The organism is Flavobacterium sp. ACN2 (genome assembly GCF_002303885.1).
In the GTDB taxonomy this organism is placed as follows: Bacteria; Bacteroidota; Bacteroidia; order Flavobacteriales; family Flavobacteriaceae; genus Flavobacterium.
Map to the genome: position 1 here is coordinate 74,561 of NZ_MRCM01000017.1, position 24,364 is coordinate 98,924.

Sequence of the window (24,364 nt, forward strand, 5' to 3'; positions counted from 1 at the left end):
AAAGGCGGGTCGGGCTTTCGGCTTTATCTTTTGTTCCGTTTCTCTTCACAAAAGGATACCGCCTCTATCCCTCACGCAAATCGTTTTCAAAAGAGCGTTTTTGGTTATTTTGTCATCCTGAGGAACGAAGGATCACACTAGAAACTCCGTACAGAACTTCGCTAAACTTTGTCGAGTTAAGTGTGTGATCCTTCGTTCCTCAGGATGACAAACTTTATCTCTCACTTTGCGGAGCTTCGACTTCGCTCAGCCTGACAAAACAGATCATAATCTAAAATCTATATTCTATTTTCTATTTTCTATTTTCTATATTCTATTTTCTATATTCTAAAATCTAAAATCTAAAATCTAAAATTCACTAGTAAAACAAGAAGCAGGCAAATTGGCTTTATTAAACAAATCTGATTGTGTTGTATTTCCCCAAGCAAACCTCACTTTTGCTGGATTTACAACTTTTTTACTTGTCAAAATCACTTCATTATTTTTAATTGAAGCTTCGGCTGGGTAGAAAACTCCATCAGCTCCCGCAACTTCAAATTGATTCGATTTTTTATCTTTAAAATAAAGTCCGTCAGCATAATCGAAAGAAACAATTACTTTGTTTTTTTCAATCTTAACCTCTTTAAACAAGGGACCATTTACCAAATTAGAATTGGTTTTATACATTTCCTTCAAAGCCAGATTCGCTAAACGAATTCCAACTGATTTTTTATTTTTGGGATGAATATCAATCGTATCCGAAATATCGCTAATCACTACCATTCCTGTCTTTGGAACTTCTTTCAATAATTTTCTTTGAGAATTTCTTACCGTTACATTTGAGAAATTATTAGAACCCGTTTTAAACGGCGCAATCTGAACATAATAAAACGGAAAATTATCATTCCATTCCTTTCTCCAAGACGTAATTAACGCTCCAAGAGTTTTATCATAAACCAAAGAACCCACATTTGATTCTCCCTGATACCAAAGCGTTCCTGCAATCTTAAATCCCACAATCGGGTAAATCATGGCATTGTAAGCACGTCCTGGCTGTCTTGGTCCGTATTCCTGTTCGTTTAGTTTTTTAGCATTTTCTAATAAAAGCGGATCATTATTTACCACATCTTCTGGCATCCAGATTTCTGCAGGAGTTCCTCCCCAATTCGAAGAAATTAATCCGATTGGAACATTTTTCAAATCTTCGCGAAGGCGTTTGGCAAAAAAGTAACCAATAGCGCTAAAATATTTCATGGTTTCCGGAGTCGATTCTGTCCAGTTTCCAAGTAAATTATTCTGCGGACTTGTAGCCGTTAATTTCGGAACCGTAAAAAATCGAATGTTTGGATTTGTTGCGTTTTTCATTTCTTCTTCGCCATCATCAATTCCCCAACTTACCGACATTTCCATATTCGATTGTCCAGAGCAAAGCCAGACTTCGCCAATTAGAATATTTTTTAAAATGACTTCATTGTAGCCTTTTATCGAAATAGTAAAAGGTCCGCCAGCCTCTGGAGTTTTAATCGTTAATTCCCATTTTGCCTGATTACTGGCCACGGTTTTATATTCCTGATTGTTCCAACTCGAAACCAGTTTAATTTCTTCTTTTGGATTTGCCCAACCCCAAATTTTCACTTCAGAGTTGCGCTGTAAAACCATATTATCACTAAAAATATTCGGAAGCGAAACGTTTGCCATCATAGTACTGGAAATCAATAAAAAGAAAACAAACTTATAGATATTATTTTTCATTTAGTAACTTCTTTAAAAATGGAGCATATTCGTCTGCCAAAACCTTATGATCTGCCACATCTGGATGTCCCATACATCCGTTCGGCGTCATCGGTTTGAATTTAAAAATCTGAATAGGCTTATGCGCTTTATCATTCGCGAAAGCGTTTTTAACTTTATTTAGGCAATCTTCAAAAACAACTCCTCTTTCTCCTCCAACCATTGGACTATTCGTAATTACAATCTGCACTTTCGGATTATGTTTGTAAAGCATTTTGATGAAGTTTACATAATTAGAAACATACTTTTCAGCGTTAAATGGAAGACGTTCTTTTTTACCATCTCCGCCAGAAAAATCATTTGTTCCTAAAGCAATGCTGATAATATCTGGCTGAAAAGCGAAATCATATTTAGGTTTCGAAGCATCTTTCGTCAAATACAAATTTGGATAAGCATCAGGCATTATAACTTCGTCTTTATTCTCGTCATTCCAATTTCTGTACATTCCAATTCCAGAAACACAACTCATTAAATAATCGACACCAATTTCTCTTGAAAGTGTTGGACCGTAAGCATAATAACTATTGTGGTGATCGTAATATTCTCCTTTATCGCAAGGAATTTCAGAACCATCGCTTGCTGCACCGCAAGTAATCGAATCTCCGATAAACTCGATTTTCTTTTTCTTTTTAAACGAAATTGACGTCAGCTTTGCCGTTGTTCCAGCAAACAAAACTCCTCCTGTATGCGCTTCTGTGTTTTTATAAATTTCTAAACGATGTTCTTTCTGATTTGAAGTAACTTTTACTGGAAAAGATTGAACCGCACCTTTTTCAATTCTAATTTTCCCAATATATTTTCCATCCAAAACCAATTGAACATAATTATGATGTTGATAAGCATCTACACTTTGAAGTAAAATCGAGCATTCATTCCCAGTAAAATTGAAAGAAACAGAAGACGCCGTTCCGATTAGAATGACATTATCATGCTGCAATTTTTCTATGCGACCTTGATATAGAAAAGTTTTATTTGAATTTAGTGTTTGCGAGTTCGAAATGATCGAAATCAGCAAAAACGAAATTAAAAGCGCTATTTTTTTGGGAAACATAATTTATTTGTTAAAATCTAAATACGATTCACAAATATATTGGAAAGAGATTATCTAAAAAGATACTAAAATGTCAAAAAGTAATAAAAAAACACCACATAAACACATCAATTTTTGCCGATAGAACGTTAATTCTTACAATTGAAACAAATGGTATTCTATTGAAATTCTAGATTTAAGGCTTATCTTTACCGTTTAACCCTTTTTGTATATAAAATGAGATCACATTTTTTTATTTTTCTATCAGCCTTTATTTTATTTTCCTCTTTTAATTTAAAAAAGAAGGAAAAGGAAAACCTGCCTCAAACTCCAACCGAAATTAATCGTGATTCTATAATTGTTTATGCAAAAAAATATTTAGGAACGCCTTATGTATACGCGAGCAGTAATCCGCAAAAAGGTTTTGACTGTTCGGGTTTTGTGAGTTATGTGTTTAAAAATTTTGGAATGACGCTTCCTAGAAGTTCAAGCGGATATAAAAACATCGGCAAAACTTTAAAACCCGAAGAATTTAAAGTTGGAGATATTTTGGTTTTCTACGGATATAAAAACAGAAATGTTGTGGGACACGTTGGCATTATTTGTGAAGCCAACGGAATGCAGTCGAAATTTATTCACGCTTCATCAGGAAAAGCGCAGCAAGTAACTATAACATCACTTGATACAGAACACTACACCAAACGTTTTTATAAATGTGTGGATGTTTTGAGTAAATAGTTTTTTTCTGTTTACACTAAATTTATTTTCACGCAGATTTAAAAAGATTTAAGCAGATACATGCAGATTTATTTATTTTCAAAGTGTAAAAAATCTAATTAAATCTGCTTTAATCTGCTAAATCTGCGTGAAATTCATTTTCTATTCTTCAGTCAATAATTTGATAAGACTTTCATCTCTTCCGTAAATATCTTTGTAGAAGTTTAGATTTCCTTCGCGGTCTACCCAAGCGGTAAAATAGCCAATGTAAACTGGAACTTTTTTCTTTAAAGTATACCAGCTTTCTTTTCCAGCGTGCATTGCTTTATCAATTCTTGCAGGATTCCATTGCGGATCGACTTTTAATAATTCTATTGCCAATTCACGAGGTTTTGCGACACGCACGCAACCATGGCTAAAAGCTCGGCTCTCTCTTTCAAACAAACTTTTTGAAGGTGTATCATGCAAGTAAATATTGCTTGAATTTGGAAATAAAAACTTCACCAAACCTAAAGAATTATTCTTTCCTGGAAGCTGACGAACTGAGCCGTTATTCCATTCCAGATTTTTCTTCTGTAAATAGTTTTTATCTTTTGCCATTCCGGGTTTAATCTCCGATTTGATAATGCTTGGTGGCACATTCCAATACGGGCTAAAAACAATATTGCTCATCATCCCGCTAAAAATAACCGTTTTTGTCATCGCCCTTCCCACCACAACTGGCGAAACAAAAGCGATTTTTCCGTCTTCAACTATATATAATTTAAATTCAGGAATATTAACTTCAATGTATTTTTGACCTTTTTCTAATTCAGGATCAATCCAACGACAACGCTCCATATTAGCAATAATCGTTTTAATGCGTTCCGAAACTGGAATATTCAAGTCATTAATATGTTCTAATAAAATGGTGTTTTTGGGAGTGTAGCCATGGCGCACTTCATAGTTTTTAATAGCTTTCATTAAAGTCGTATCGCAAACCGCACTTTTATTGTCTTCTTTAAGATCTTTGGTCACAAAAAGTCTTTCTCTTATCTGAGCCACAACATTTGATGAGTCTCCAACTTTTAGAGCTTTATAATCTTCATCTGTTTCGATCGTTTTCCAACCACCATTTTTTTCAATTTCTCTATATTCTTTTAGAGCATCACGAAGTTTATAATATTGGCTGAACATCTTTCTTTTCTTATCATCCAAAATGGTTGATTTTTTAAAGATAGAATCAGAAAGCACTTGGTAATTGAACTTTTTGCGAGGCAAAAGCCATTCTAAAGAAATACTAGTTTTCTCATCAAAACCTGCATATACTTTTTCTGCATAGTAGTAATACAAATTTGACAGCAGTAAATCAGTATCTTCTTTGGATAATTTCTTGGTTGGATTACTTTCAAAAACAGAATTTAGTTCTTCTTTATAAGGATAATTAGCTTTCAATCCTTCTTGATCTAAATTTTTGTATTGATTGAATAGTGTATTTCCAAACTCCACTACTCCTTTATTATCCTGCCATAATTGAGTCGATTTGTTTTTTTGATACAAAGAAGTTACATCTCCTTTAAATTTCTCTAGTTTTGGATAATTTTCATAAAACTTTGCGATTCGGACAGTATCAATAGTAAGTTTTAATTCTGGAATTTTTTCAACAGTTTTTATTGAATTTTCCTCTTTCTTATCTGCTTTCGAATTACACGAAAAAACAACAAAAAAAACAACTGCAACTATAGGCGTATACCAAATTTTCATAGCTTAAAATTTTTGAATAAAAGTAGAAAAAATTCTATTAAAACAAAGTTCTCGGCAATAATTCTTAATCCTTATTTTTTTGAAGTTTAAACGATTAATAAAAAAATAAAAGCTCCAAACAATTTACATGTCTGGAGCTTTCGCCATATAACCAACCTATTAAAATTCTTAGATAACTGTACCTTTTAAAGTAAGTACTTTTGGTGTTGTTTCTGCACTAGTTGTTACAGTAACTGTTTTTGTAAAAGCACCTTTGTTTGCAGCATTGTAAGTTGCAGTAACTTTTGCAGATTTACCTGGCTGAATTGGTTCTTTTGTGTAATCTGTCGCTGTACATCCGCAAGATCCTTGAACGTTTGTAATAACTACAGCTGTTTTTCCTGTATTTTTAAATTCGTAAACAATTGCTTTTGGAGTTCCTTGTGGAATTTGTCCTACATCAATTGTTTCTGCTTTCCAAACAATTGTAGAAGCAGCTGTAGTTTCTGAAATTTCATTCTCTGAAACTAAAGATTGTACTGGTGCAATTGCAGAAAAAGACATAAGGCCTAAAGCCAAAGCTAACATCGAAATTTTGATCATTTTCATAACTGATATATTTAAAATGGTTTGTAGTTCATATTGATATTACAAAGGTAATTCAGACAAAATCAAATTGCTGTTAACCGCTTTCAAACGTTTGTTAATGACTTGTTAATCGCTTATTTTCAGGCTAAAATTGATTAATATTACACTCTCAAAATTTGTTATTCTTGAAAATTAATAAACTCAACAGCATCATTCTCTTAGGATTGGTAGCCATCATTAGTATTTTGGTTGCACAATTGTTATGGACAAAAGAAGCTTTTACAATTGAACAAAAAAAGCTTAGCCAGAAAGCCCATATTGCTTTGTTGGAAGTGGCTAAAAAATTATACGAAGGAACTAACCACGAACTGCCGGTTCAAAATCCGGTTCAGAAAATTGCCAACGATTATTATATAGTAAATGTCGATAACGAGTTTGAACCTGATATTTTAGAATTTTATCTAAAAACAGAATTCAAAAAAATGAACATCACGACCGATTTCGAATACGCGATGTACAATTGTCAAAGCGACGAAATGATTTATGGTGATTACATTTCGCTTTATAAGAAAAAAGCAGAATGCAAAAAGACCGTTTATTTTCCTAAACATAAAAATCTAGTCTATTATTTTGCCGTTCGTTTTCCAAATGAAACTACTTATTTATTTAGTTCGATGCGTTTTTGGTTTGTACTTTCAACGGCATTGATCCTGATTTTACTGATTTACGTTTATTCGATTTTTAAGCTTTTACAGCATAAAAAATATTCGGAACTGCAACGTGATTTCATTAATAATATGACGCATGAATTTAAAACACCTCTGGCTTCAATTCTTATCGCTTCTAAATATTTAATTGAACAAAAACCAATTAAAGAAGACAAAAAACTGTATACCTACACCGATATTATTATCAATCAAGGAAATAAATTAAACGGCCATATCGAAAAGATTTTAAACATCGCAAAATCCGATTATGCTCCTTTAGAACTTAAAAAAGAAAGTATTTTAATTGTGCCTATAATTGAAGAAGCAATTGAAAATATCAAATTAAAATATCCTGAAGCTTCTATTAAAATCGAAACTTCTTCAAAAGAATATTTGCTGGAAACCGATATTTTTCATTTTGGTAATTTAGTTTATAATTTACTGGATAATGCAGTGAAATATTGTAATGAAAAGCCAGAAATTACGATTAAATTCACAGAAGAAAACAATTGTTTAAAACTAGAATTTATAGATAACGGAATTGGAATTAATCCTAAAAAAATATCTTTTATCTTTGATAAGTTTTATAGAGTTCAAAATGAAAAGAGCAATGAAGTTAACGGATTTGGACTCGGTTTATATTATGTAAAAGAAATCTGCAGTCTGCAAAACTGGAAAATAAAAGCCGAAAACAATAAAGAAAAAGGTGTTACTATAACTTTATCAATTCCTAACAAAAAATGAGAAACTTCAAAATACTATATGCCGAAGACGACGAAACCCTTGCGTTTTTAACCAAAGATAATTTGGAGCAAAACAATTATGAAGTTATTCATTGTTCTGATGGAAAATCTGCGCTTAAAATTTTTGAAGAAGAAGAGTTTGATGTTTGCATTTTTGATATTATGATGCCAAAAATGGATGGTTTTGAGCTTGCTGAAGCAGTTAGAAAAATTGACGTCGATGTTCCGATTATTTTCCTTTCGGCTAAAACTTTAAAAGAAGACCGCATTAAAGGTCTTCGTATCGGTGCAGATGATTATTTGGTAAAACCTTTCAGCATTGAAGAATTACTGCTGAAAATTGAAATTTTCTTGAAACGTTCGCAGAAAAATATTTCTCCTGCAAAAACAATTTATGAAGTAGGAAAATATCATTTTGATACTAAAAATTTCATTCTTTTTAATGATGAAGAAAAGGTTGGTTTAACTCAGCGGGAAGCCGAATTATTAAAACTTTTTCTAGATCATAAAAATTCTGTTTTGAAAAGAGAACAAATTTTAACGTCTCTATGGGGAACCGACGACTATTTTATGGGAAGAAGTTTGGATGTTTTCATTTCGCGTCTTCGTAAAATCCTTGCTAATGAAGAAGGAATTTCGATTGAAAACCTTCATGGAATTGGGTTTAGGTTTTCAATAGGATAAATCACAATTCTGTTAAAAATAAAGAAAAATCTGTAAGTAGTTTCTCGAAAAACTTTGTATTTTTAATATCTAATTTTCTTGGATATGAAATTACATCATTTGCGAAATGCCTCTTTGGTAATTGAAACAGAAAAGCATGTCATTTTAGTTGACCCAATGTTAGGTAAAAGAAAAACAATTCCGCCTTTTACTATTTTCAGATACAAACCAAAACGAAATCCTTTGGTGGCTTTGCCAAAAAACAGTCGTGACATTTTAAGTCGAGTGACGCATTGTTTGATCACACATTTGCATCCTGATCATATAGACAAAGCTGGTGAAGTTTTTTTAAGAAGAAAAAGCATTCCTGTAATTTGCAGTTCTAAAGATGAAAAAGCTCTTGTGCAAAGAGGTCTTAGTGTAATTCAGACTCTTGAATATTGGGAACCGCAAAAATTTCTGGATGGAAAAATTACCGGGATTCCAGCCATTCACGGTTATGGTTTCATTGCCAAATTAATGGGAAATGTAATGGGTTTTCTTATTGAACTGGCAGATCAAAAATCGATTTACATCAGTTCCGACACTGTTTTTACAGAACATGTAAATAAAGTTTTAACGCAATTAAAACCAGACATTTCGATTATAGCATGCGGAACCGCAAGATTAGATATCGGCCAACCTTTGCTAATGCGAATGGACGACATTTTAAAGTTCGTAACACTAGCACCAGGAAAAGTCCTTGCCAATCATTTAGAAGCTTTAAATCATTGCCCAACCACCCGATTACAATTAAGAACTGCTCTTTCAGATCATGGTCTTTTAAGCAAAACTTCTATTCCGAATGACGGAGAATGTATAGAATACTAATCCTAAACTATTTTTTTGAAAACAAGAATCATTTAGATGATGTTTTATTTCCAGTTCTTCTAGAAATATTATATTTGGCTCGCTAACCAAATCAAAATAAATGGAGGATTTTTTAAGGAAGATAAATTTAGTTCAAGACATTTCTATACAATTACCCATTTCAAAAATAGATTTCATTCAAAAATTCAGAACTAACGTTGATGAATCTGATTTAAGTTTTGTTCCATTTGAAGTGTTTGAATCAAGCAAAAATGAATATAAAGGCAACATCCTTAATAATAGTTTCGAATTTAAAAAAAGGAGGAAATTCTTTAACAATAATTATTCGTTTGCAAAAGTAACCGGCACATTCAAAGAAGATCATAACCTATTAATTGTAAATGCCGAAATTAATGGCTTTAAGAAGAGAATGCTTTTATTTTTAGGAATAATGATTCTGTTTTATTTGATCTCGATTTTCAGTTCTATTTTCCTACCTGGTGAAAATCCCCCTTTCATTTTTTTTCCCTTTCTTTTTTTTTCCCTTTCTTTTTTTTTCCCTTTCTTTTATTCCATATGTCTTTAATGATCGGAATTCCTTATTTCGTAATCAGGCGAAGTGTTAAAAGAATGGTTTACGATGTAGAAAGAGACTTACATTACTGGGTAACAAAAAATTAATTATTCGAATTGTTTAAAGTACCAATAACCCAAATTCACGCAAAGTGTTTATCGGTTTAGAATACCAGAACAATTCGAAATCTTCTAGCGAAGTTTCAAAATCATTTTTGACTTCCTGAAAAGTATAATTTTTAGAACCTGAAACCGCTATTTTGGATAAAATTGAAGTCAGCCACTCGCCTTCTTCTTTTCCGGTTTGAATATTGAAACTTTCTTTTTTATCATGAAAAGTTAGCGACATCATTTCCCAACTTCTTCCCTTTTTTGATTTTGCGAAGATTTCTGCAGCAGGTTTTCCTCCAAGCCAAACCACTTTTGCATTTGGTTTAGTATTGAAATCGTTTTGTTCTTCTAATGCATTAAAAATAAAGTCAGGGTGAATTTTGGTTTTCGGAATTTTAAAATCGAACCAATCCTGAAGTTCATAATCGAAACAGATTCCGTGCATAAAATTAAAAAGCGATTTCTTTAATCCGAAACTAAATTTGTCGTGATTAATCCCTGTTGAATCCGTGTATTCTATATCGTTGTTGGCAAAAGTTCCAATTGTTTCTGTTTTTTTTGTTACACCAAATTGCTCCGGATACAATCCAACCGGACTATGAGCCGTCAACGCAAATTGATGCCAAAATCCTGACTGTAAAACTCCAGCTTCAAACAATTGACGAACCATTTCTAGACTATCTACAGTTTCTTGAATCGTTTGTGTCGGATATCCATACATTAAATACGCATGAACCATAATTCCTGCTTCGGTAAAATTACGAGTTACTTTTGCGACTTGCTCAACAGTTACTCCTTTGTCTATCAGTTTCAATAATCGATCTGAAGCAACTTCTAAACCTCCTGAGACAGCAATGCAGCCTGAAGCCTTCAGTAACAAACATAAATCTTTTGAAAAACTTTTCTCAAAACGAATATTGGTCCACCAAGTTACTGCTAGTTTTCTTTTTAGAATTTCAAGCGCCAAAGCACGCATTAAAGCTGGCGGTGCGGCTTCATCAACAAAATGAAATCCGTTCTGACCTGTTTTTTCGATCAATTCTTCTATTCGATCACAAAGCATACTTGCCGCAACGGGTTCATATACTTTGATATAATCTAAAGAAATATCACAGAAAGTACATTTTCCCCAATAACAGCCATGTGCCATGGTGAGTTTATTCCATCTTCCGTCGCTCCACATTCTATGCATCGGATTAACAATTTCGATCACCGAAATATATTTATCCAAAGGCAGATCTGAATAATCTGGTGTTCCAACTTGAGATTGCTTGTAGTCGTGTTTTAAAGAATTGTTTTTATAGACTACTTCTCCATTTTCTAATAAAAATGTTCTCTTGAAAGAATTCGAATCTGGGTTTTCTAAATGAAAAATTAATTCTTCAATTGGAACTTCACCATCATCTAAAGTGATAAAATCGAAAAATTCGAAAACACGTTTATCAGAAAGCGAACGCAATTCGGTATTAGGAAAGCCTCCTCCCATTGAAATTTTAATTTCAGGATAATTTTCTTTTACCCATTGCGCACATCTAAATGCGCTATATAAATTCCCTGGAAAAGGAACAGAAATTAGAAATAAAGTTGGTCTTACCGCTTCGATTTTAGCTTTTAAAAGTGAAATTAAAATCGAATCGATATAAGTCGGTTCTTGCTGTAAGGCTTCATACAATTCATCAAAAGAATTGGCGCTTCGTCCTAAACGTTCGGCATAGCGGCTGAAACCAAAATTCTCATCAACACATTCTACAATAAAATCTGAAATATCTTCGAGATATAAAGTTGCCAAGTGTTTTGCTTTGTCTTGCGTTCCCATTGTTCCAAAAGCCCAATCGAGTTCTTCTAGTTGCGCAAAACGAGAAGCTTCTGGCAGAAAATCTTCCTGACAAATCTGTAGAGCCAAAGTTGGATTTTTTCCTTGCAAAAACTGAATTACAGAATCGATCGTTTTGATGTATTCATCTTGAAGAGCAAAAATTCGCTTAGAATTATCAGAGATTTCAGAGCCAACTTCAAACTTCAGGCTTGAAACTTCAAACAAATCAATAAGTCCTTTCTTGGAAAACAATTCTAAAATCACATCAATACCCAAATCAGCCTGAACTGATTCTATATTTTTAGTATTCAGAAAACCTTTTATATACGCCGTTGCCGGATACGGGGTATTCAGTTGTGTAAATGGCGGCGTAATTACGAAAAGTTTTGTTTTCAAAAGGGAATTATTTTTTTGCAAAAATACGGGATATCTAGGAATTATCGAGAAAAGATTTTGGAAAGAACTTTTACAAAAAAAACCTAAAAAATTGAAGATTTACGTGAATGAAAAAACTCATTTTAAAAATCTTTGTAAATTTTTTTGATATAAACTAACTTTTATTTGGCCTGAATTAAAACCCAACTCGAAATTTCTTCTAAAGCTATTGGCGAAAAAGTTTGTTCAATAGTGGCATATTCAGTTGGAGAACCTGTCTTACATTCTTGAAATAAGTGATTTAAATCTGATAATTCTTTAATGGTTACTTTCTTATTTCCCGCTTCTGTCAAAACTTTTTTAATATTTTCAAGATTAACTTGGGCTGGAACCTGCAAATCTTTACTTCCGTTAAGTGCCAAAACTGGACATTTTACTTTTTCTAAAAAAGGCTTTGGATCAAGTTTTAAAAGAGCATAATACCACGGACTTGTTATTTGATCTGTAATGGTTTTAGCCATATCATCATTCCCTAATTTTGATTTAAAATACGAATTGACTTTGGCTTTCAAATCATCATCATTAACAGTACTTTGTAAAATAAGATCATAAGCACCTTTAAAATTTTCTTTACTCTGCTCTACCACCGCATCTGGAACTCCCATTTGTTTTTCTAGTAATTCTCTTTGCAAAAGCAGCAATTTATCGCCACGAATTCCTGGTCCAGCAAGTAGAACTATAAATTTAACATCTTTAGAATTTCCAGCTATCATTGGAGCAATTATACCGCCTTCGCTATGTCCGATCAAACCAATCTTATTTTTATCGATTTCTTTTCTCGTTTTCAAATAGTCTACTCCAGCTTGTACATCTTTTGCAAAATCCATAGTAGTTGCTTTTTTAAAATCACCTGTGGATTGACCAAAACCACGATCATCAAAACGTAAAACAGCGATTCCTTTTTTGGTAAGATAATCTGCTAAAACTAAAAATGGTTTGTGCCCTAGCATTTCTTCATCTCGATTTTGCGCGTCACTTCCAGAAATTAAAATAACTACAGGAAAATTACCTTCTTTTTTAGGCATTGATAACGTTCCTGCTAGAGTCACTTTATCTGTTTTATTTTCAAATTTTACATCCTCTGTATAATAAGGAAATGGCTGTTTAGGTTCCTGAGGTTTTGCAACTTCCATATTTCCTTTAGATAAATTAAGATCTAATGTATGTCCGTTTTGAATCAATTTCCCAACAAAAACATTATCAGCACCTAACCTTCCTTCGTATAAACCACCGATAGTTGCAATATCTAATTTCAATACCGAATTTTCAAAAGTAGTAGATGCAACAGGAATTCCTTTTGCATTTTGATCCGGACTATCCACCGTAGAACTATACCCTTTTTCTGTTTTAGTAATATTAAAGAGAACCCTGAGTTCATTATTTTGAATTTTTAAAACACCATTCCATTGCCCAGAAATACCCTGCGCAAATGAATTAAAAAAGCTAAAAATTAGAAGTGCAAAAAGTATTTTCTTTTTCATTTTAGTAATTAGTTAGTTAAAGATTCTCTTCTTTTTTATCGAGACTTCTAAATTTTAAAAAAGAATAGATTAATGGTACAAATGCAATAACAAAAACAATAGTTAAAAAAAATGTAGAAAAAGTAGCGCTTTCAAAAATCAAACTTCCTAAAATTATAATCAGACCTCCGATAAACCAAAGTTTACCAGCAAATGCATGAGTTTTTTTCCATACTCCTTCATGTTGCAAAGTCCACGGTGTTCTAATTCCGATAAAATAATTAGGCTGTATTACTTTAAAATAATTGCCCAAAACCACAAATAAAGCGCCAATTAAAGCAAAAATAAAACTAGGACTAGAAGTACTTTGACTTTTTGTGCTATAGATAATAAACAAAGCTAAAATTGACATAAAAAGAACCAAAACAAATTTGAGCTGGTACAATTTTCCTCCCATTAAAGACATTCTTTTCTTAGGATCAATCTTAGTAATCGTCGACATAATGACATAAGTCAAAACAGGAAGAATAAAAAGCATTCCAATCAAAGTAAATTTACTTCCCCATCCGTCAATTTCCCCTTTAGTGTTCCAATGAATAGGAACTATTTCAGGTAGTTTGTTCCAAACTGTTGCCAAATAAATAAAAGGAATCAAAACAATTCCTATTAGGGGAAGCTCTTTTTTTAATTCTAAATTCATTTTTTATTGTTTAAAGGTTAGTATCCATTGTAAAACATCTTCCATTATGGTGGTATTGATGGAGTAAATGATGAATTGTCCGTTTTTTTCAGATGTAATTAAATTCGCCCGTTTTAAAATATCCAAATGATGTGAAATACTCGGTTTAGAAATATTAAAAGCGTCTGCAATCTCTCCTGCAGATAGATCCTTCTCCTTTAAAAGATCCAGAATCTCTCTTCTAGTGGCATCATTTAATGCTTTAAAAATATCATTCATTATATTTATATATTTAGACAAATATCTAAATACTTTTCTAACAAACAAAAAAAAGCAGTAATTTTTTACATTACTGCTTTTAAAATATTTTAAATCTATAACCTAAAATTTATGTTCGTCTTTGCTAATGACCAAAAATGAAACTAAAGATATAAGTGCGGCGGTTACCAAATAGAAACCTACATAACTCACATCATAGGTCTTAGCTAACCAAATTGCTATCATTGGTGCAAAAGCAGCGCCCAAAATTCCAGCCATATTAAAAGTCAAAGAGGCTCCAGAATAACGAACATTTGTTGGAAATAATTCAGACAGAAAAGTTCCCAAAGGTCCGTAAGTAAAACCCATTAATGACATTCCGATGCAGGCAAAAATGGTAACCAAAACGATATTTCCAGAGCTTAAAAAGTAAGAAAAGAAAAATCCGAAAACGGCAATAGCAGCAGTTGCGACGATAAGCATTTTGCGGCGACCAATCTTGTCGGCCACAACCGCAGAAACTGGAATAAAAAGCGCAAAAAACAATACTGAGAATAATTGAATCAATAATCCGTCTCTTTTTACAATTCCCAAATCTGAAGTAGCCCAGCTAAGTGTAAATACGGTCATTAAATAGAAAACCAAGAATGTTGTTATTGCCGCGAATGTTCCAAAAATCAACTGATTTTTATATGATTTTACTAATTCCAGAAAAGGAACTTTTACCTCTTCTTCCTCTTTTTTGGCATTTTCAAACGAAGGCGTTTCTGTAATTTTAGTTCTAATATAAAAACCAACTATCACTAAAAATGCACTTGCAATAAAAGGAATTCTCCAACCATAATTCATAAAATCTTCATTGCTCATAGAATCTGTCAACAACAAGAAAGTTCCACCAGAAAGCAATAATCCTATTGGAGCGCCTAATTGCGGAAACATTCCGTACCAAGCACGTTTATTTGGTGGTGCATTTTCTATCGCCAATAAAACAGCGCCTCCCCACTCGCCTCCTAAACCAACACCTTGTCCGAATCGGCAAAGCATTAATAATAACGGAGCGGCTACACCAATACTCGCATAACTTGGCAAAAATCCTATTGTTACTGTCGAAATTCCCATTGTCAATAAAGCTGCAACAAGAGTAAACTTACGTCCGATCTTATCACCATAATGGCCAAAAAATGCCGAACCTAAAGGGCGCGACAAAAAGGCAATAGAAAAAGTGGCTAAAGATTCCAGAGTCGCCATTGTCGAATCTGAACTAGGAAAAAATAATTGAGGAAAAACCAACACTGCTGCATTGGCATAAATATAAAAATCAAAAAATTCAATTGTGGTACCAATAAGGCTTCCAAAAAGAACATGTTTTAGAGAGTTCTTTTTATTCTCGTTAGTTTTCATGTAAAATAGATATAACTTTTTTTTTGATTACAAAAATATAGTTTCATTATTAATAATTCATGTTTCAAAGAATTAGTTTTAAAACATCATACGTTTTTTAACAAATCTGATGTTTTTTCCATTTTAAAAACACGAATTTTATTTCAATTTAAAAACTTGATTTAAGGTACTTTAAAACAAAAATTAAAAATCAAATCTTAAGCATTCGTTAAAAGCGTTTTTACCTGTATATTTTCATTAAATTTACAGCTGTCAAAAATAAATTTAAAATTATGCCAACCGACTGTATCAGCTTTCAATCTTCTGGATATTTCTCTAAATTAATGCAAGATTACTTAGATCAGAAACCAGAGTTAAAACCGCTGTACAACCATTTTCCAAGCCTAGAAAATTTTGAAAAACAAATAGCTGAAAAATCAGCCAATTTTGATCATAACAATAGAAATGCATTGGTTGAAACGCTGGAAAAACAATATCAAAATATTGAAATTTCGGAGTCAACTCAACATAATATTGCGCTTTTAAAACTCGAAAATACATTTACCATTACAACCGGACATCAGCTAAATCTATTTAGCGGACCGTTATATTTTTTATATAAAATTATTTCTACGATTAATTTAACTAAAGAATTAAAATCGAAATATCCTTCGTACAATTTTGTTCCAGTTTATTGGATGGCGACCGAAGATCACGATTTTGAAGAAATTAATTATTTTAATTTTAAAGGAAAAAAAATCCGTTGGAATGCAGAAAGTACTGGTCCCGTTGGAAGACTTTCAACTGAAGGCTTAGAGAATTTGTTTGAAATTTACTCTCAAGAATTAGGTTCAAGCACCAATGCAAATACACTTAAGAAGCTTTTTGAAAATGCGTATTTAAAACACGAAAATCTAGCCGATGCAACTCGCTTTTTGGCCAATGCGCTTTTTTCAAGCTATGGCTTAGTAATTATAGATGCAGACGATACCAATTTAAAACGTGCTTTTATTCCGTTTGTAAAAGAAGAATTAGAACATCAGACTTCATTTAAAGCCGTTCAAAAATCAATTGAAGCACTTTCTGACTATACTGTTCAAGTAAATCCTCGTGAAATAAATTTATTTTACATTGAAGATAAACTGCGCGAAAGAATCATTTTTGAAAATGATAAATACCTAGTTAACAACACTAGAATTTCATTTTCTAAAGAAGAAATTCTAAAACTATTAGAAAGCAATCCTGAAAAATTCAGTCCCAATGTAATTATGCGTCCGCTATATCAGGAAATTATTCTTCCTAATCTTTGCTACATTGGCGGAGGCGGGGAAATTGCTTATTGGTTAGAATTAAAAGCTTTCTTTGAGGCAGTAAACATTACCTTCCCAATATTATTAGTTCGAAATTCAGTTCTTTTAGCAACCGAAAAACAAGTTAAAAAAGCCGATAATTTAAATTTAACTTGGAAAGATTTATTCAATAAATCAGAGAATTTAGTCAATCAGATTACGCATAAACTATCTCCGTTTCCAATTGATTTAACTCCTCAAAAAGAAGCGCTTGAAAAACAGTTTGCTTATCTTTTTGAATTGGCCGAAAAGACCGATAAATCTTTTTCTGGAGCAGTTAAAGCTCAAGAAGTAAAACAAAAGAAAGGTTTAGAAAATCTAGAAAAACGTTTGTTAAAAGCACAAAAAAGAAAACTAGCCGATCAATTGGAGCGTGTAACCGATTTGCAATGCGAATTATTTCCAAACAACAGCCTTCAAGAGCGCCAAGCCAATTTTTCTGAATTTTATTTAGAAAAAGGAGAACAATTGATTCCGCTTTTAATTCAGAAATTAAAACCTTTAGAACATAATTTTGACATCATAATAATCTAAAATAATTATCTTTAGAAATTAAAAAGTACAGATTTAGAAACAAATAACCAGCACATTTTCTAAATCTTTACTCTCTCAAACCAAATAGAATTATATTTTATAACCTATTAACTAACTAACCTAATGGTAAGAGAACGATTAATTTCGCTTGATGTCTTTCGCGGGCTGACAATTCTATTAATGACTATTGTAAACAATCCAGGTGATTGGGGAAATGTTTACCCTCCGCTTTTACATGCGTACTGGAATGGCTGTACACCAACCGACCTTGTATTTCCGTTTTTTATTTTTATAATGGGAGTTGCTGTACCGCTTGCAATGCCAGAGAAAAAGTATGACGAAACAACATTTAACAAAATCCTGATTCGTTCTTTAAGAATGTTCTGTTTGGGGATTTTCTTTAATTTCTTTGGAAAAATTCAGCTTTTTGGATTAGACGGAATTCCGCTTCTAATTGGAAGATTGGTCATTACTTTTGCGGTTGGTTATGCTTTGATGGGAAGTTTTAGCACGCGACTAAAAAACATTTTTGCATTTGGCATATTGGCTATTTATCTCATTTTAGCCTACGGCGGATTTGAAAATTATCAAGATGTTCGACTTCCTGGAGTTTTACAGCGTATTGCAGTAGTCTATTTTGTCGTTTCGCTTTTATATTTAAAGACATCTCGAAAAACTCAAATTATTACGGGAGCAATTTTACTTCTAGGGTATTGGGCGGTTATGACTTTAATTCCTGTTCCTGGTTTTGGAGAAGCAAATTTAGAGAGAGGCACTAATTTAGCCGCTTGGGTTGATAGCATTTTCTTGAAAGGACATATGTACCATGAAACCAATACTTGGGATCCAGAAGGAATCTTAAGTACTTTGCCATCTATTGTAAACGGGATTATTGGTTTATTCATAGGACAAATTCTATTGCTTAATGTAACTAAAATCCAAAAAGCCCAAAGAATGGGAATGATCGGCACTGCGTTAATCTTTTTCGGTTTAATCTGGGATTTAGTTTTTCCAATAAACAAATCAATCTGGACAAGCAGTTACGTTTTATATACAACAGGATTGGCAACAATCTGTCTTACAGCATTATATTATATAATTGACATAAGAGAATACAAAAAAGGCTTTAAGCTATTTGTTATTTGGGGAGTAAACCCAATGATTGTTTTCTTTGCTTCACAGATTATTCCTCAAGCTTTGGTACTCATTCGTTTTCAGCATCCATCGCTTCCTGGCGAACAAATTAACCTTTTAGATTATCTATACCGTTTCGGAATTGCACCATTTTTCAACAATCCAATGACTGCTTCTTTGGCAGGCGCATTAACATACGTTGCAATCTGGACATTTATTTTGTGGGTATTCTACAGAAATAAACTGATTTTTAAAGTATAAAAAGCACCACATTATGTAAAGACGCACCGCAATGCGTCTTTATTATTCTTTATCAAAATTGTTTATATGCTTTAAGAAAATGTTTTTCTTGACCAAAACATCATTCTAATGTGTTTAAATTATGAATTTATTAAAATCAATTCATAAAAAAAGTATACTTTTGCACAAAATTTAATAAAATATAAAATGGCAACAAATAGAACTTTTACAATGATTAAACCAGATGCTGTTGCAAACGGACACATCGGGAATATCTTAGCAATGATTACTAATGGTGGTTTCAAAATCGTTTCATTAAAATTAACTCAATTAACTGTAGCAGATGCAAAAGCATTTTACGCAGTTCACGCAGAAAGACCTTTCTACGGAGAATTAGTTGAATTCATGTCTCGTGGACCAATTGTTGCTGCTATTTTAGAGAAAGATAACGCAGTAGAAGATTTCAGAACTTTAATTGGAGCTACAAATCCAGCTGAAGCTGCTGAAGGAACTATTCGTAAAGCATACGCTACTTCAATAGGAGAAAATGCAGTTCACGGATCTGACAGCGACGAAAACGCTGCTATCGAAAGCGCATTCCACTTTGCAGGAAGAGAGCAATTCTAATAAGAATTACAAATCAAACAAAAAAACCCGCTTCAAATTGAAGCGGGTTTTTTATTTTTATTACGAACAGATTATAGAGTATTAGCAGTCTTTTTTACCATTTTCTCGATTCTTCCATCTAAATCTTTCAAAAGCTCATCTAATGCACTCTCACACATTGGCAATACTTTATCAAAAGATAAAACAGGAATACCTCCTACAATTGTTCCGGTTTTCTTAGATGTTGCTCCTTCATTGAAAGCAAATAATTTTTTTCCATTTTTGTCATACAAAGCAATTCTTGCATAAGCTTTCATTTTAATAGTGCCTGTTCCACCAACAGCGAATCCTTTTACTACAGCAAAATGAATTTCAGTAAACAAAACACCATCAGCATTATCTTTAAACATAGTTGCTGTAGCCACTTCGTTTGCAGAACCATTTATTCCTTCATAAATATATTTGTATCCCGGATAGTTGATAATATATTTTCCAGCATCTCCTTCTTTATCAAAATGAGGAACGTAATCAATATATTCTTGTTTTTGAGTTACTTCCGTTTCAGGAATTAAATCAAAAGGAAATTTTTTCGAATAATCATTAAAAAATGCATTATGATATTTCTCCAAAATTGGCAATAAGTTAAAATTCGGATTACTTCCTAAATCTGTCACTGCAGCCAAACCATTTAAACCAAGCTCAGAAAGATCTATTGTTTTATCTGTATAAAAAGAGACAACAGCAACTTTTTTCTTTTGTGCAGAGCTAGTTAAAGCAAATAATACGGTTAAAATAAGTAAAATTTTTTTCATTGTTTTTTTTAATTGTTTTTGGGTTACTAAAAGATGCTACTTACAAAAAATAACGCTCAAATGTATCGCAAAAAAAAACACTTCACAATAGAAGTGTTACTTATTTTTAAAGTTAATCTTATTAAAAAAAATCAAATGAAATCAGCGTAAAACAACATCTTTTACTACCTCGCGTCCCAATTCTTCATTAATCATTTTAACAATTTTATATTTTCCATGAGTTAATTCTTCGCGCAGAACAGACGAGCCTAATTCTACATAAAGTGTACTGCCTTTCAGTACAACATTTCGAGTATAAGTATTGACCCCACTCCCCATAAGATTTTTCCAAGCGTCACGAACATCAATTTGATCCATACCTGGTTGCAATTTATTCACTTGAATAATCTGCTGTAATACAGCACTAATCGTGCTTTCGTTATTTAGTCTTTTCGCCATCGTTCAAAAGTTTTACTGGTCCAGCTTTTTTATAATGATATTCAATTTTTTGTGGATTTTTAACCACCAATTTGTCATCAGAGAGCGAAATAATTTCCTCGCTCCATTTTGCATAATCCGTTTTATAATCTAAGAAAACTTGTTCTCCAGTAATACGAACCGAAACATTCTCAAAAGTGTCTGTTGTCAAAAATGTACCATCAAATTGTGGCATCACTTTCGTTCGAACTCCTTTATTATTTTTAATTTGAAAAAAATCAAAAGTCTCGTTCATTTTATATTCCTTCTCCTCGCCTTTCTCAAAAACCACTTTTTCAATTTCCCAATAACCATTTAATTTAGCGAGGTCTGCAGGCTTTATTTCCTGTTTACAGCTCACAAATAAAAGTGAACAAAACAAAACTATAAAAGTGTTTTTCATAAATAAAAATATTAAAATTTATTCTTTTTTAATCTGAATGAAGTCGAAGAATTAGGAGCTATTTCCTGCTGTCCGCTGTATCTTTTGCGCCGAACCCCGGCACAAAAGGATGCCGCTCCCATCATGGCTAGGCTTGCGGTTTCAAAAGAAGATATTCTCAGACTACAAAGATAACCTTATAATCCTCAAAAGAAATACTTTGCCTATTAATTATTTTAAAAGATAAAACTGCCCTATTCTAATACATAAAAGACTTTTAAAGACAAACAATATCTAACATTATACAGAACTTTATCTCATTTACACATCAAAAAAATCTATCAAAAAGACAATAGCAAAATAATAATCAATAACTCAAAACTAAAAGCAGTGAAGACCATATCATTATTAATAATTACTATTTTATTTTTTAACTGCACTAAGCAAAAGCACACAAGCCATAATTATACAAAAAACAAAAAACAACATCTGACAGACAACAACAACATCCTGAAAGACAGTTCACATTTTTACAAAAAAGATTCAACAAAAGAGAACAAAAAAGAAAAAATTGATATAAAAATCATAAAAGCAACAATACGAGAAAGCTCTTATTCTGATCATAAAGACATTGAAATAGTTTTTAAAAATACAGGCAAGAAAACAATTAAAGCTATCAAATTTGAATGGTCTTGCGTCAATTCTTTCGACGAACCTGCAAGTGGCAAGTACTTTTATGGAGAAGGAAATTACCAGGAAAAATCCGCTATTCTTTTAAAACCAGGCCAAACCCAAACAGAATATTGGGAAGATTTCTCCACAGATGCCGATAAAGTTACAAAAATAAAAGCTACCTATATTGTTTATACTGACGGCACAAAATGGAAGCTTAATAACTAAGACAATTCCTTACAAAGACAAAGAATCAACATTAATCTTAACTAATCGATTAAACTATTTTGTACAATATTTACATTTTAATCTATAATTGCATGCAATAAAAATAAAGCCGAATCAGATCTTGTTCCAACTCATGAAGAAACAATATATTTCCGTTTATAATTTTAACAAACACCGAATTCTTAAAAAAAACTATTTCAACAATCAAACTAGAATACAAACTTGAGAGAATCATTTTTAATCCCAAATTAAAAACCAAAATTGACAGGAACGGAACTAGCCTTCAATTTTGTAAAACTGCCTTTATTCAAACACAACAAAAAAATGGAACAAAAAAAGCTTATAAATAAAGTTTCATTAAAAACCTTTATTTATAAGCTCAATATTTTTAGAACGCTATATGTTAAGACAAAAAAGCTACCGATTTGTTTTTATTCTCTTAAGAACCCCTAAAAAGAATAAAATTATTCCCGCCACTAGCAAAGCATAATAGACCGAAAGATTTTTATCCTTTAAAACATTTGCCAGAACAAAAGAGAGTACACTAGCAAAATAAAAAGTTAAAGCTGATATATTTTTCATTATTAATTATTTAAAAAAGCTATCTACAAATTCATATTTATTGAAGACTTGCAAATCTTCAATTCCTTCACCAACACCAATATATTTTACAGGAATTTGAAATTGATCTGAAATTCCAATTACCACACCGCCTTTTGCTGTTCCATCCAATTTTGTAACAGCTAATGAAGTAACCTCTGTAGCTGCCGTAAATTGTTTAGCTTGTTCAAAAGCATTTTGACCTGTAGAGCCATCCAAAACCAAAAGTACATCATGAGGCGCATCAGCAACCACTTTCTGCATTACACGTTTTACTTTTGTCAACTCATTCATTAAGTTGATTTTATTATGAAGACGTCCAGCTGTGTCAATAATTACAACATCAGCATTTTGAGCAACTGCAGATTGTAAAGTATCAAAAGCTACAGAAGCAGGATCGCTTCCCATTTGCTGTCTTACAATAGGCACATTTACACGATCTGCCCAAACTTGCAATTGATCAATCGCAGCAGCACGAAATGTATCTGCAGCACCTAAAACAACATTATGCCCCGCTTTTTTAAATTGATAAGCCAATTTACCAATTGTTGTAGTCTTTCCAACTCCATTTACTCCAACAACCATTAAAACGTAAGGCTTTTTATCTTTCGGAATTTCAAATTCTGTTGCCTCACCTGTATTCGTTTCAGATAATAAAGCACCAATTTCATCACGAAGAATTTGATTCAATTCTTCTGTTCCTAGATATTTATCTTCAGCAACACGCTTTTCAATTCTTGTAATAATTTTCAAAGTAGTATCTACCCCAACATCAGAAGCCACAAGAACTTCCTCCAGATTATCTAAAACATCATCATCAACTTTAGATTTCCCTGCAACGGCTTTACTTAACTTCGAGAAAAAAGTAGTTTTCGTTTTTTCAAGACCTTTGTCTAAAGTCTCTTTTTTTTCGGTAGAGAATAATTTTTTAAAAAAACTCATTTTTTGTAGATTATTTAGATTTACTAGATTTCTTGATTTTCATGCAAGAAATCCAAATCTTTAAAGAAAGCGCAATTGTTTTACCAAAAAAGGCCAATTGTTACGATTCTTTAAATTTTTAGACAAATATAGGTAATAAAAAAGCTACTTCCGAAAGAAAGTAGCTTTTCTATATAATGTAATTGTAATTATTTCTTTTTCAAGAACTCATCAACTTCTTCAGGAGCCATAATAGATTCTACGAATGTATACGCACCAGTTTTAGGAGATTTTACCATTTTGATGGCTTTTGATAATCTCTTAGAAGATGTTTGTAACGATGCTACGGTTTTCTTTGCCATGATTCAAATGTTATTTGAAATTCATTAAATCTTCAAATGAAAAACCATTTGAGATTTAATCAAAATCTCTAATTATTACTTAATTTCTTTGTGAACAGTTACTCTTTTTAAAACTGGATTAAATTTTTTAATCTCTAATCTGTCTGGAGTATTTTTTTTGTTCTTAGTTGTAATATATCTAGAAGTTCCTGCAACACCAGAAGCTTTGTGTTCAGTACATTCTAAAATTACTTGGATTCTATTACCTTTCTTTGCCATCTTGCTATATATTTATTTAGGAAAAGATTATTTGATAAATCCTTCTGACTGTGCTTTTTTCAAAACAGCAGTGATTCCATTTTTATTAATTGTTTTTATCGTAGATGCTGCTACTCTAAGAGTAATCCATCTATCTTCTTCTGGAAGATAAAAACGCTTTTTAACTAAGTTTACAGAAAACTTTCTCTTAGTTTTGTTCATAGCGTGAGAAACGTTATTTCCTACCATCGCTCTTTTACCTGTAAGGTCACAAACTCTTGACATTATACTTATCTTTTATCGTTATTCAAAATCAGGGTGCAAAGAAAA

Annotated in this window: 26 protein-coding genes; 9 read left to right on the forward strand and 17 right to left on the reverse strand. The window is 32.2% G+C overall.

What is annotated here, in order from left to right; all coding sequences use genetic code 11:
* Nucleotides 1–348 precede the first annotated feature (348 nt).
* Nucleotides 349–1,731, reverse strand: a complete 1,383-nt coding sequence (locus BSF41_RS18790; RefSeq protein ID WP_095931040.1) for a sialate O-acetylesterase — start codon at nucleotides 1,729–1,731, stop codon at nucleotides 349–351.
* On the reverse strand, nucleotides 1,721–2,821 hold the full coding sequence (locus BSF41_RS18795) for an SGNH/GDSL hydrolase family protein (protein WP_095931041.1): 1,101 nt from the start codon (nucleotides 2,819–2,821) through the stop codon (nucleotides 1,721–1,723). Before BSF41_RS18795 ends, BSF41_RS18790 begins: the two co-directional genes overlap by 11 nt.
* 216 nt (nucleotides 2,822–3,037) lie before the next feature.
* Here BSF41_RS18795 and BSF41_RS18800 point away from each other — a divergent pair, with 216 nt between their 5' ends.
* Entirely contained in the window at nucleotides 3,038–3,538 is a 501-nt protein-coding gene (locus tag BSF41_RS18800) for a C40 family peptidase (RefSeq protein ID WP_095931042.1), read from the forward strand.
* A gap of 141 nt (nucleotides 3,539–3,679) precedes the next feature.
* On the opposite strand, the gene BSF41_RS18805 is transcribed toward BSF41_RS18800, so the two are convergent.
* Nucleotides 3,680–5,260, reverse strand: a complete 1,581-nt coding sequence (locus BSF41_RS18805) for a murein L,D-transpeptidase (RefSeq protein ID WP_095931043.1) — start codon at nucleotides 5,258–5,260, stop codon at nucleotides 3,680–3,682.
* Nucleotides 5,261–5,428: 168 nt separating this feature from the next.
* Entirely contained in the window at nucleotides 5,429–5,848 is a 420-nt protein-coding gene (locus BSF41_RS18810; RefSeq protein WP_095931044.1) for a DUF1573 domain-containing protein, read from the reverse strand.
* A gap of 164 nt (nucleotides 5,849–6,012) precedes the next feature.
* On the opposite strand from BSF41_RS18810, the gene BSF41_RS18815 reads away from it, so the two are divergent.
* From BSF41_RS18815 to BSF41_RS18830, 4 genes are all read left to right on the forward strand, one after another.
* Complete coding sequence (locus BSF41_RS18815; RefSeq protein WP_095931110.1) at nucleotides 6,013–7,278, forward strand: sensor histidine kinase KdpD; 1,266 nt, start codon at nucleotides 6,013–6,015, stop codon at nucleotides 7,276–7,278.
* Nucleotides 7,275–7,961 (forward strand): response regulator transcription factor, encoded by a 687-nt coding sequence (locus tag BSF41_RS18820; RefSeq protein ID WP_095931045.1) that lies wholly within the window; start codon nucleotides 7,275–7,277, stop codon nucleotides 7,959–7,961. Before BSF41_RS18815 ends, BSF41_RS18820 begins: the two co-directional genes overlap by 4 nt.
* Nucleotides 7,962–8,045: 84 nt before the next feature.
* The gene (locus BSF41_RS18825; protein ID WP_095931046.1) at nucleotides 8,046–8,810 is read left to right on the forward strand and encodes an MBL fold metallo-hydrolase; all 765 of its coding nucleotides are present in this window, start codon (nucleotides 8,046–8,048) and stop codon (nucleotides 8,808–8,810) included.
* Nucleotides 8,811–8,910: 100 nt separating this feature from the next.
* Nucleotides 8,911–9,375 carry a hypothetical protein gene (locus BSF41_RS18830; protein WP_095931047.1) on the forward strand — a complete coding sequence of 155 codons (465 nt, stop codon included), beginning with the start codon at nucleotides 8,911–8,913 and terminating at the stop codon, nucleotides 9,373–9,375.
* A gap of 108 nt (nucleotides 9,376–9,483) precedes the next feature.
* Here the strand turns inward: BSF41_RS18830 and BSF41_RS18835 are convergent, their stop codons facing one another.
* The 5 genes from BSF41_RS18835 to BSF41_RS18855 all read right to left on the reverse strand — a co-directional run bounded on the left by BSF41_RS18835 (nucleotide 9,484) and on the right by BSF41_RS18855 (nucleotide 15,522).
* Entirely contained in the window at nucleotides 9,484–11,685 is a 2,202-nt protein-coding gene (locus BSF41_RS18835; RefSeq protein ID WP_095931048.1) for a radical SAM protein, read from the reverse strand.
* Nucleotides 11,686–11,846: 161 nt separating this feature from the next.
* Nucleotides 11,847–13,205: a S9 family peptidase gene (locus BSF41_RS18840; protein ID WP_095931049.1), complete on the reverse strand. Its 1,359-nt coding sequence runs from the start codon at nucleotides 13,203–13,205 to the stop codon at nucleotides 11,847–11,849.
* Nucleotides 13,206–13,221: 16 nt separating this feature from the next.
* Nucleotides 13,222–13,884: an SdpI family protein gene (locus BSF41_RS18845; RefSeq protein ID WP_095931050.1), complete on the reverse strand. Its 663-nt coding sequence runs from the start codon at nucleotides 13,882–13,884 to the stop codon at nucleotides 13,222–13,224.
* A gap of 3 nt (nucleotides 13,885–13,887) precedes the next feature.
* On the reverse strand, nucleotides 13,888–14,142 hold the full coding sequence (locus BSF41_RS18850; RefSeq protein WP_095931051.1) for an autorepressor SdpR family transcription factor: 255 nt from the start codon (nucleotides 14,140–14,142) through the stop codon (nucleotides 13,888–13,890).
* A gap of 102 nt (nucleotides 14,143–14,244) precedes the next feature.
* Nucleotides 14,245–15,522: an MFS transporter gene (locus BSF41_RS18855; RefSeq protein WP_095931052.1), complete on the reverse strand. Its 1,278-nt coding sequence runs from the start codon at nucleotides 15,520–15,522 to the stop codon at nucleotides 14,245–14,247.
* Nucleotides 15,523–15,794: 272 nt separating this feature from the next.
* On the opposite strand from BSF41_RS18855, the gene bshC reads away from it, so the two are divergent.
* The 3 genes from bshC to BSF41_RS18870 all read left to right on the forward strand — a co-directional run bounded on the left by bshC (nucleotide 15,795) and on the right by BSF41_RS18870 (nucleotide 19,385).
* Entirely contained in the window at nucleotides 15,795–17,384 is a 1,590-nt protein-coding gene (gene bshC, locus BSF41_RS18860) for a bacillithiol biosynthesis cysteine-adding enzyme BshC (protein ID WP_095931053.1), read from the forward strand.
* A gap of 123 nt (nucleotides 17,385–17,507) precedes the next feature.
* Nucleotides 17,508–18,779, forward strand: coding sequence for an acyltransferase family protein (locus BSF41_RS18865; RefSeq protein ID WP_095931054.1), 1,272 nt, complete (start codon nucleotides 17,508–17,510; stop codon nucleotides 18,777–18,779).
* Between the two features lie 186 nt (nucleotides 18,780–18,965).
* Nucleotides 18,966–19,385: a nucleoside-diphosphate kinase gene (locus BSF41_RS18870; RefSeq protein WP_012026941.1), complete on the forward strand. Its 420-nt coding sequence runs from the start codon at nucleotides 18,966–18,968 to the stop codon at nucleotides 19,383–19,385.
* Between the two features lie 71 nt (nucleotides 19,386–19,456).
* Here BSF41_RS18870 and BSF41_RS18875 read toward each other — a convergent pair whose 3' ends face one another.
* The 3 genes from BSF41_RS18875 to BSF41_RS18885 all read right to left on the reverse strand — a co-directional run bounded on the left by BSF41_RS18875 (nucleotide 19,457) and on the right by BSF41_RS18885 (nucleotide 21,035).
* Complete coding sequence (locus tag BSF41_RS18875) at nucleotides 19,457–20,176, reverse strand: hypothetical protein (protein ID WP_095931055.1); 720 nt, start codon at nucleotides 20,174–20,176, stop codon at nucleotides 19,457–19,459.
* Between the two features lie 141 nt (nucleotides 20,177–20,317).
* Entirely contained in the window at nucleotides 20,318–20,614 is a 297-nt protein-coding gene (locus tag BSF41_RS18880) for a DUF721 domain-containing protein (protein ID WP_095931056.1), read from the reverse strand.
* Nucleotides 20,595–21,035, reverse strand: coding sequence for a lipocalin family protein (locus BSF41_RS18885; protein WP_095931057.1), 441 nt, complete (start codon nucleotides 21,033–21,035; stop codon nucleotides 20,595–20,597). The genes BSF41_RS18880 and BSF41_RS18885 overlap by 20 nt, the downstream gene beginning before the upstream one ends.
* 369 nt (nucleotides 21,036–21,404) lie before the next feature.
* Here BSF41_RS18885 and BSF41_RS18890 point away from each other — a divergent pair, with 369 nt between their 5' ends.
* Entirely contained in the window at nucleotides 21,405–21,914 is a 510-nt protein-coding gene (locus BSF41_RS18890; RefSeq protein ID WP_095931058.1) for a hypothetical protein, read from the forward strand.
* A gap of 417 nt (nucleotides 21,915–22,331) precedes the next feature.
* On the opposite strand, the gene BSF41_RS23815 is transcribed toward BSF41_RS18890, so the two are convergent.
* From BSF41_RS23815 to rpmB, 5 genes are all read right to left on the reverse strand, one after another.
* Entirely contained in the window at nucleotides 22,332–22,496 is a 165-nt protein-coding gene (locus BSF41_RS23815) for a hypothetical protein (RefSeq protein ID WP_172426939.1), read from the reverse strand.
* A gap of 6 nt (nucleotides 22,497–22,502) precedes the next feature.
* Nucleotides 22,503–23,456, reverse strand: coding sequence for a signal recognition particle-docking protein FtsY (gene ftsY / locus BSF41_RS18895; protein ID WP_095931059.1), 954 nt, complete (start codon nucleotides 23,454–23,456; stop codon nucleotides 22,503–22,505).
* A 188-nt stretch (nucleotides 23,457–23,644) separates the two neighbouring features.
* The gene (locus BSF41_RS18900) at nucleotides 23,645–23,797 is read right to left on the reverse strand and encodes a DUF4295 domain-containing protein (protein WP_008468081.1); all 153 of its coding nucleotides are present in this window, start codon (nucleotides 23,795–23,797) and stop codon (nucleotides 23,645–23,647) included.
* A 75-nt stretch (nucleotides 23,798–23,872) separates the two neighbouring features.
* Entirely contained in the window at nucleotides 23,873–24,055 is a 183-nt protein-coding gene (gene rpmG / locus BSF41_RS18905) for a 50S ribosomal protein L33 (RefSeq protein ID WP_011963553.1), read from the reverse strand.
* Nucleotides 24,056–24,082: 27 nt separating this feature from the next.
* The gene (gene rpmB / locus BSF41_RS18910; protein ID WP_008468080.1) at nucleotides 24,083–24,319 is read right to left on the reverse strand and encodes a 50S ribosomal protein L28; all 237 of its coding nucleotides are present in this window, start codon (nucleotides 24,317–24,319) and stop codon (nucleotides 24,083–24,085) included.
* Between the last annotated feature and the right edge of the window lie 45 nt (nucleotides 24,320–24,364).

What these genes read in the sequence shown, in the direction of transcription:
- BSF41_RS18810 (WP_095931044.1), bottom strand. Translation starts at nt 5,848, where the DNA reads ATGAAAATGATCAAAATTTCGATGTTAGCTTTGGCTTTAGGCCTTATG.
- BSF41_RS18840 (WP_095931049.1), bottom strand. Translation starts at nt 13,205, where the DNA reads ATGAAAAAGAAAATACTTTTTGCACTTCTAATTTTTAGCTTTTTTAAT.
- BSF41_RS18800 (WP_095931042.1), top strand. Translation starts at nt 3,038, where the DNA reads ATGAGATCACATTTTTTTATTTTTCTATCAGCCTTTATTTTATTTTCC.
- BSF41_RS18820 (WP_095931045.1), top strand. Translation starts at nt 7,275, where the DNA reads ATGAGAAACTTCAAAATACTATATGCCGAAGACGACGAAACCCTTGCG.
- rpmG (WP_011963553.1), bottom strand. Translation starts at nt 24,055, where the DNA reads ATGGCAAAGAAAGGTAATAGAATCCAAGTAATTTTAGAATGTACTGAA.
- BSF41_RS18875 (WP_095931055.1), bottom strand. Translation starts at nt 20,176, where the DNA reads ATGAAAAAAATTTTACTTATTTTAACCGTATTATTTGCTTTAACTAGC.
- BSF41_RS18870 (WP_012026941.1), top strand. Translation starts at nt 18,966, where the DNA reads ATGGCAACAAATAGAACTTTTACAATGATTAAACCAGATGCTGTTGCA.
- BSF41_RS18885 (WP_095931057.1), bottom strand. Translation starts at nt 21,035, where the DNA reads ATGAAAAACACTTTTATAGTTTTGTTTTGTTCACTTTTATTTGTGAGC.
- rpmB (WP_008468080.1), bottom strand. Translation starts at nt 24,319, where the DNA reads ATGTCAAGAGTTTGTGACCTTACAGGTAAAAGAGCGATGGTAGGAAAT.
- BSF41_RS18880 (WP_095931056.1), bottom strand. Translation starts at nt 20,614, where the DNA reads ATGGCGAAAAGACTAAATAACGAAAGCACGATTAGTGCTGTATTACAG.
- BSF41_RS18865 (WP_095931054.1), top strand. Translation starts at nt 17,508, where the DNA reads ATGGTAAGAGAACGATTAATTTCGCTTGATGTCTTTCGCGGGCTGACA.
- bshC (WP_095931053.1), top strand. Translation starts at nt 15,795, where the DNA reads ATGCCAACCGACTGTATCAGCTTTCAATCTTCTGGATATTTCTCTAAA.
- BSF41_RS18845 (WP_095931050.1), bottom strand. Translation starts at nt 13,884, where the DNA reads ATGAATTTAGAATTAAAAAAAGAGCTTCCCCTAATAGGAATTGTTTTG.
- BSF41_RS18855 (WP_095931052.1), bottom strand. Translation starts at nt 15,522, where the DNA reads ATGAAAACTAACGAGAATAAAAAGAACTCTCTAAAACATGTTCTTTTT.
- BSF41_RS18805 (WP_095931043.1), bottom strand. Translation starts at nt 5,260, where the DNA reads ATGAAAATTTGGTATACGCCTATAGTTGCAGTTGTTTTTTTTGTTGTT.
- BSF41_RS18825 (WP_095931046.1), top strand. Translation starts at nt 8,046, where the DNA reads ATGAAATTACATCATTTGCGAAATGCCTCTTTGGTAATTGAAACAGAA.
- BSF41_RS18790 (WP_095931040.1), bottom strand. Translation starts at nt 1,731, where the DNA reads ATGAAAAATAATATCTATAAGTTTGTTTTCTTTTTATTGATTTCCAGT.
- BSF41_RS18850 (WP_095931051.1), bottom strand. Translation starts at nt 14,142, where the DNA reads ATGAATGATATTTTTAAAGCATTAAATGATGCCACTAGAAGAGAGATT.
- ftsY (WP_095931059.1), bottom strand. Translation starts at nt 23,456, where the DNA reads ATGAGTTTTTTTAAAAAATTATTCTCTACCGAAAAAAAAGAGACTTTA.
- BSF41_RS18900 (WP_008468081.1), bottom strand. Translation starts at nt 23,797, where the DNA reads ATGGCAAAGAAAACCGTAGCATCGTTACAAACATCTTCTAAGAGATTA.
- BSF41_RS23815 (WP_172426939.1), bottom strand. Translation starts at nt 22,496, where the DNA reads ATGAAAAATATATCAGCTTTAACTTTTTATTTTGCTAGTGTACTCTCT.
- BSF41_RS18795 (WP_095931041.1), bottom strand. Translation starts at nt 2,821, where the DNA reads ATGTTTCCCAAAAAAATAGCGCTTTTAATTTCGTTTTTGCTGATTTCG.
- BSF41_RS18830 (WP_095931047.1), top strand. Translation starts at nt 8,911, where the DNA reads ATGGAGGATTTTTTAAGGAAGATAAATTTAGTTCAAGACATTTCTATA.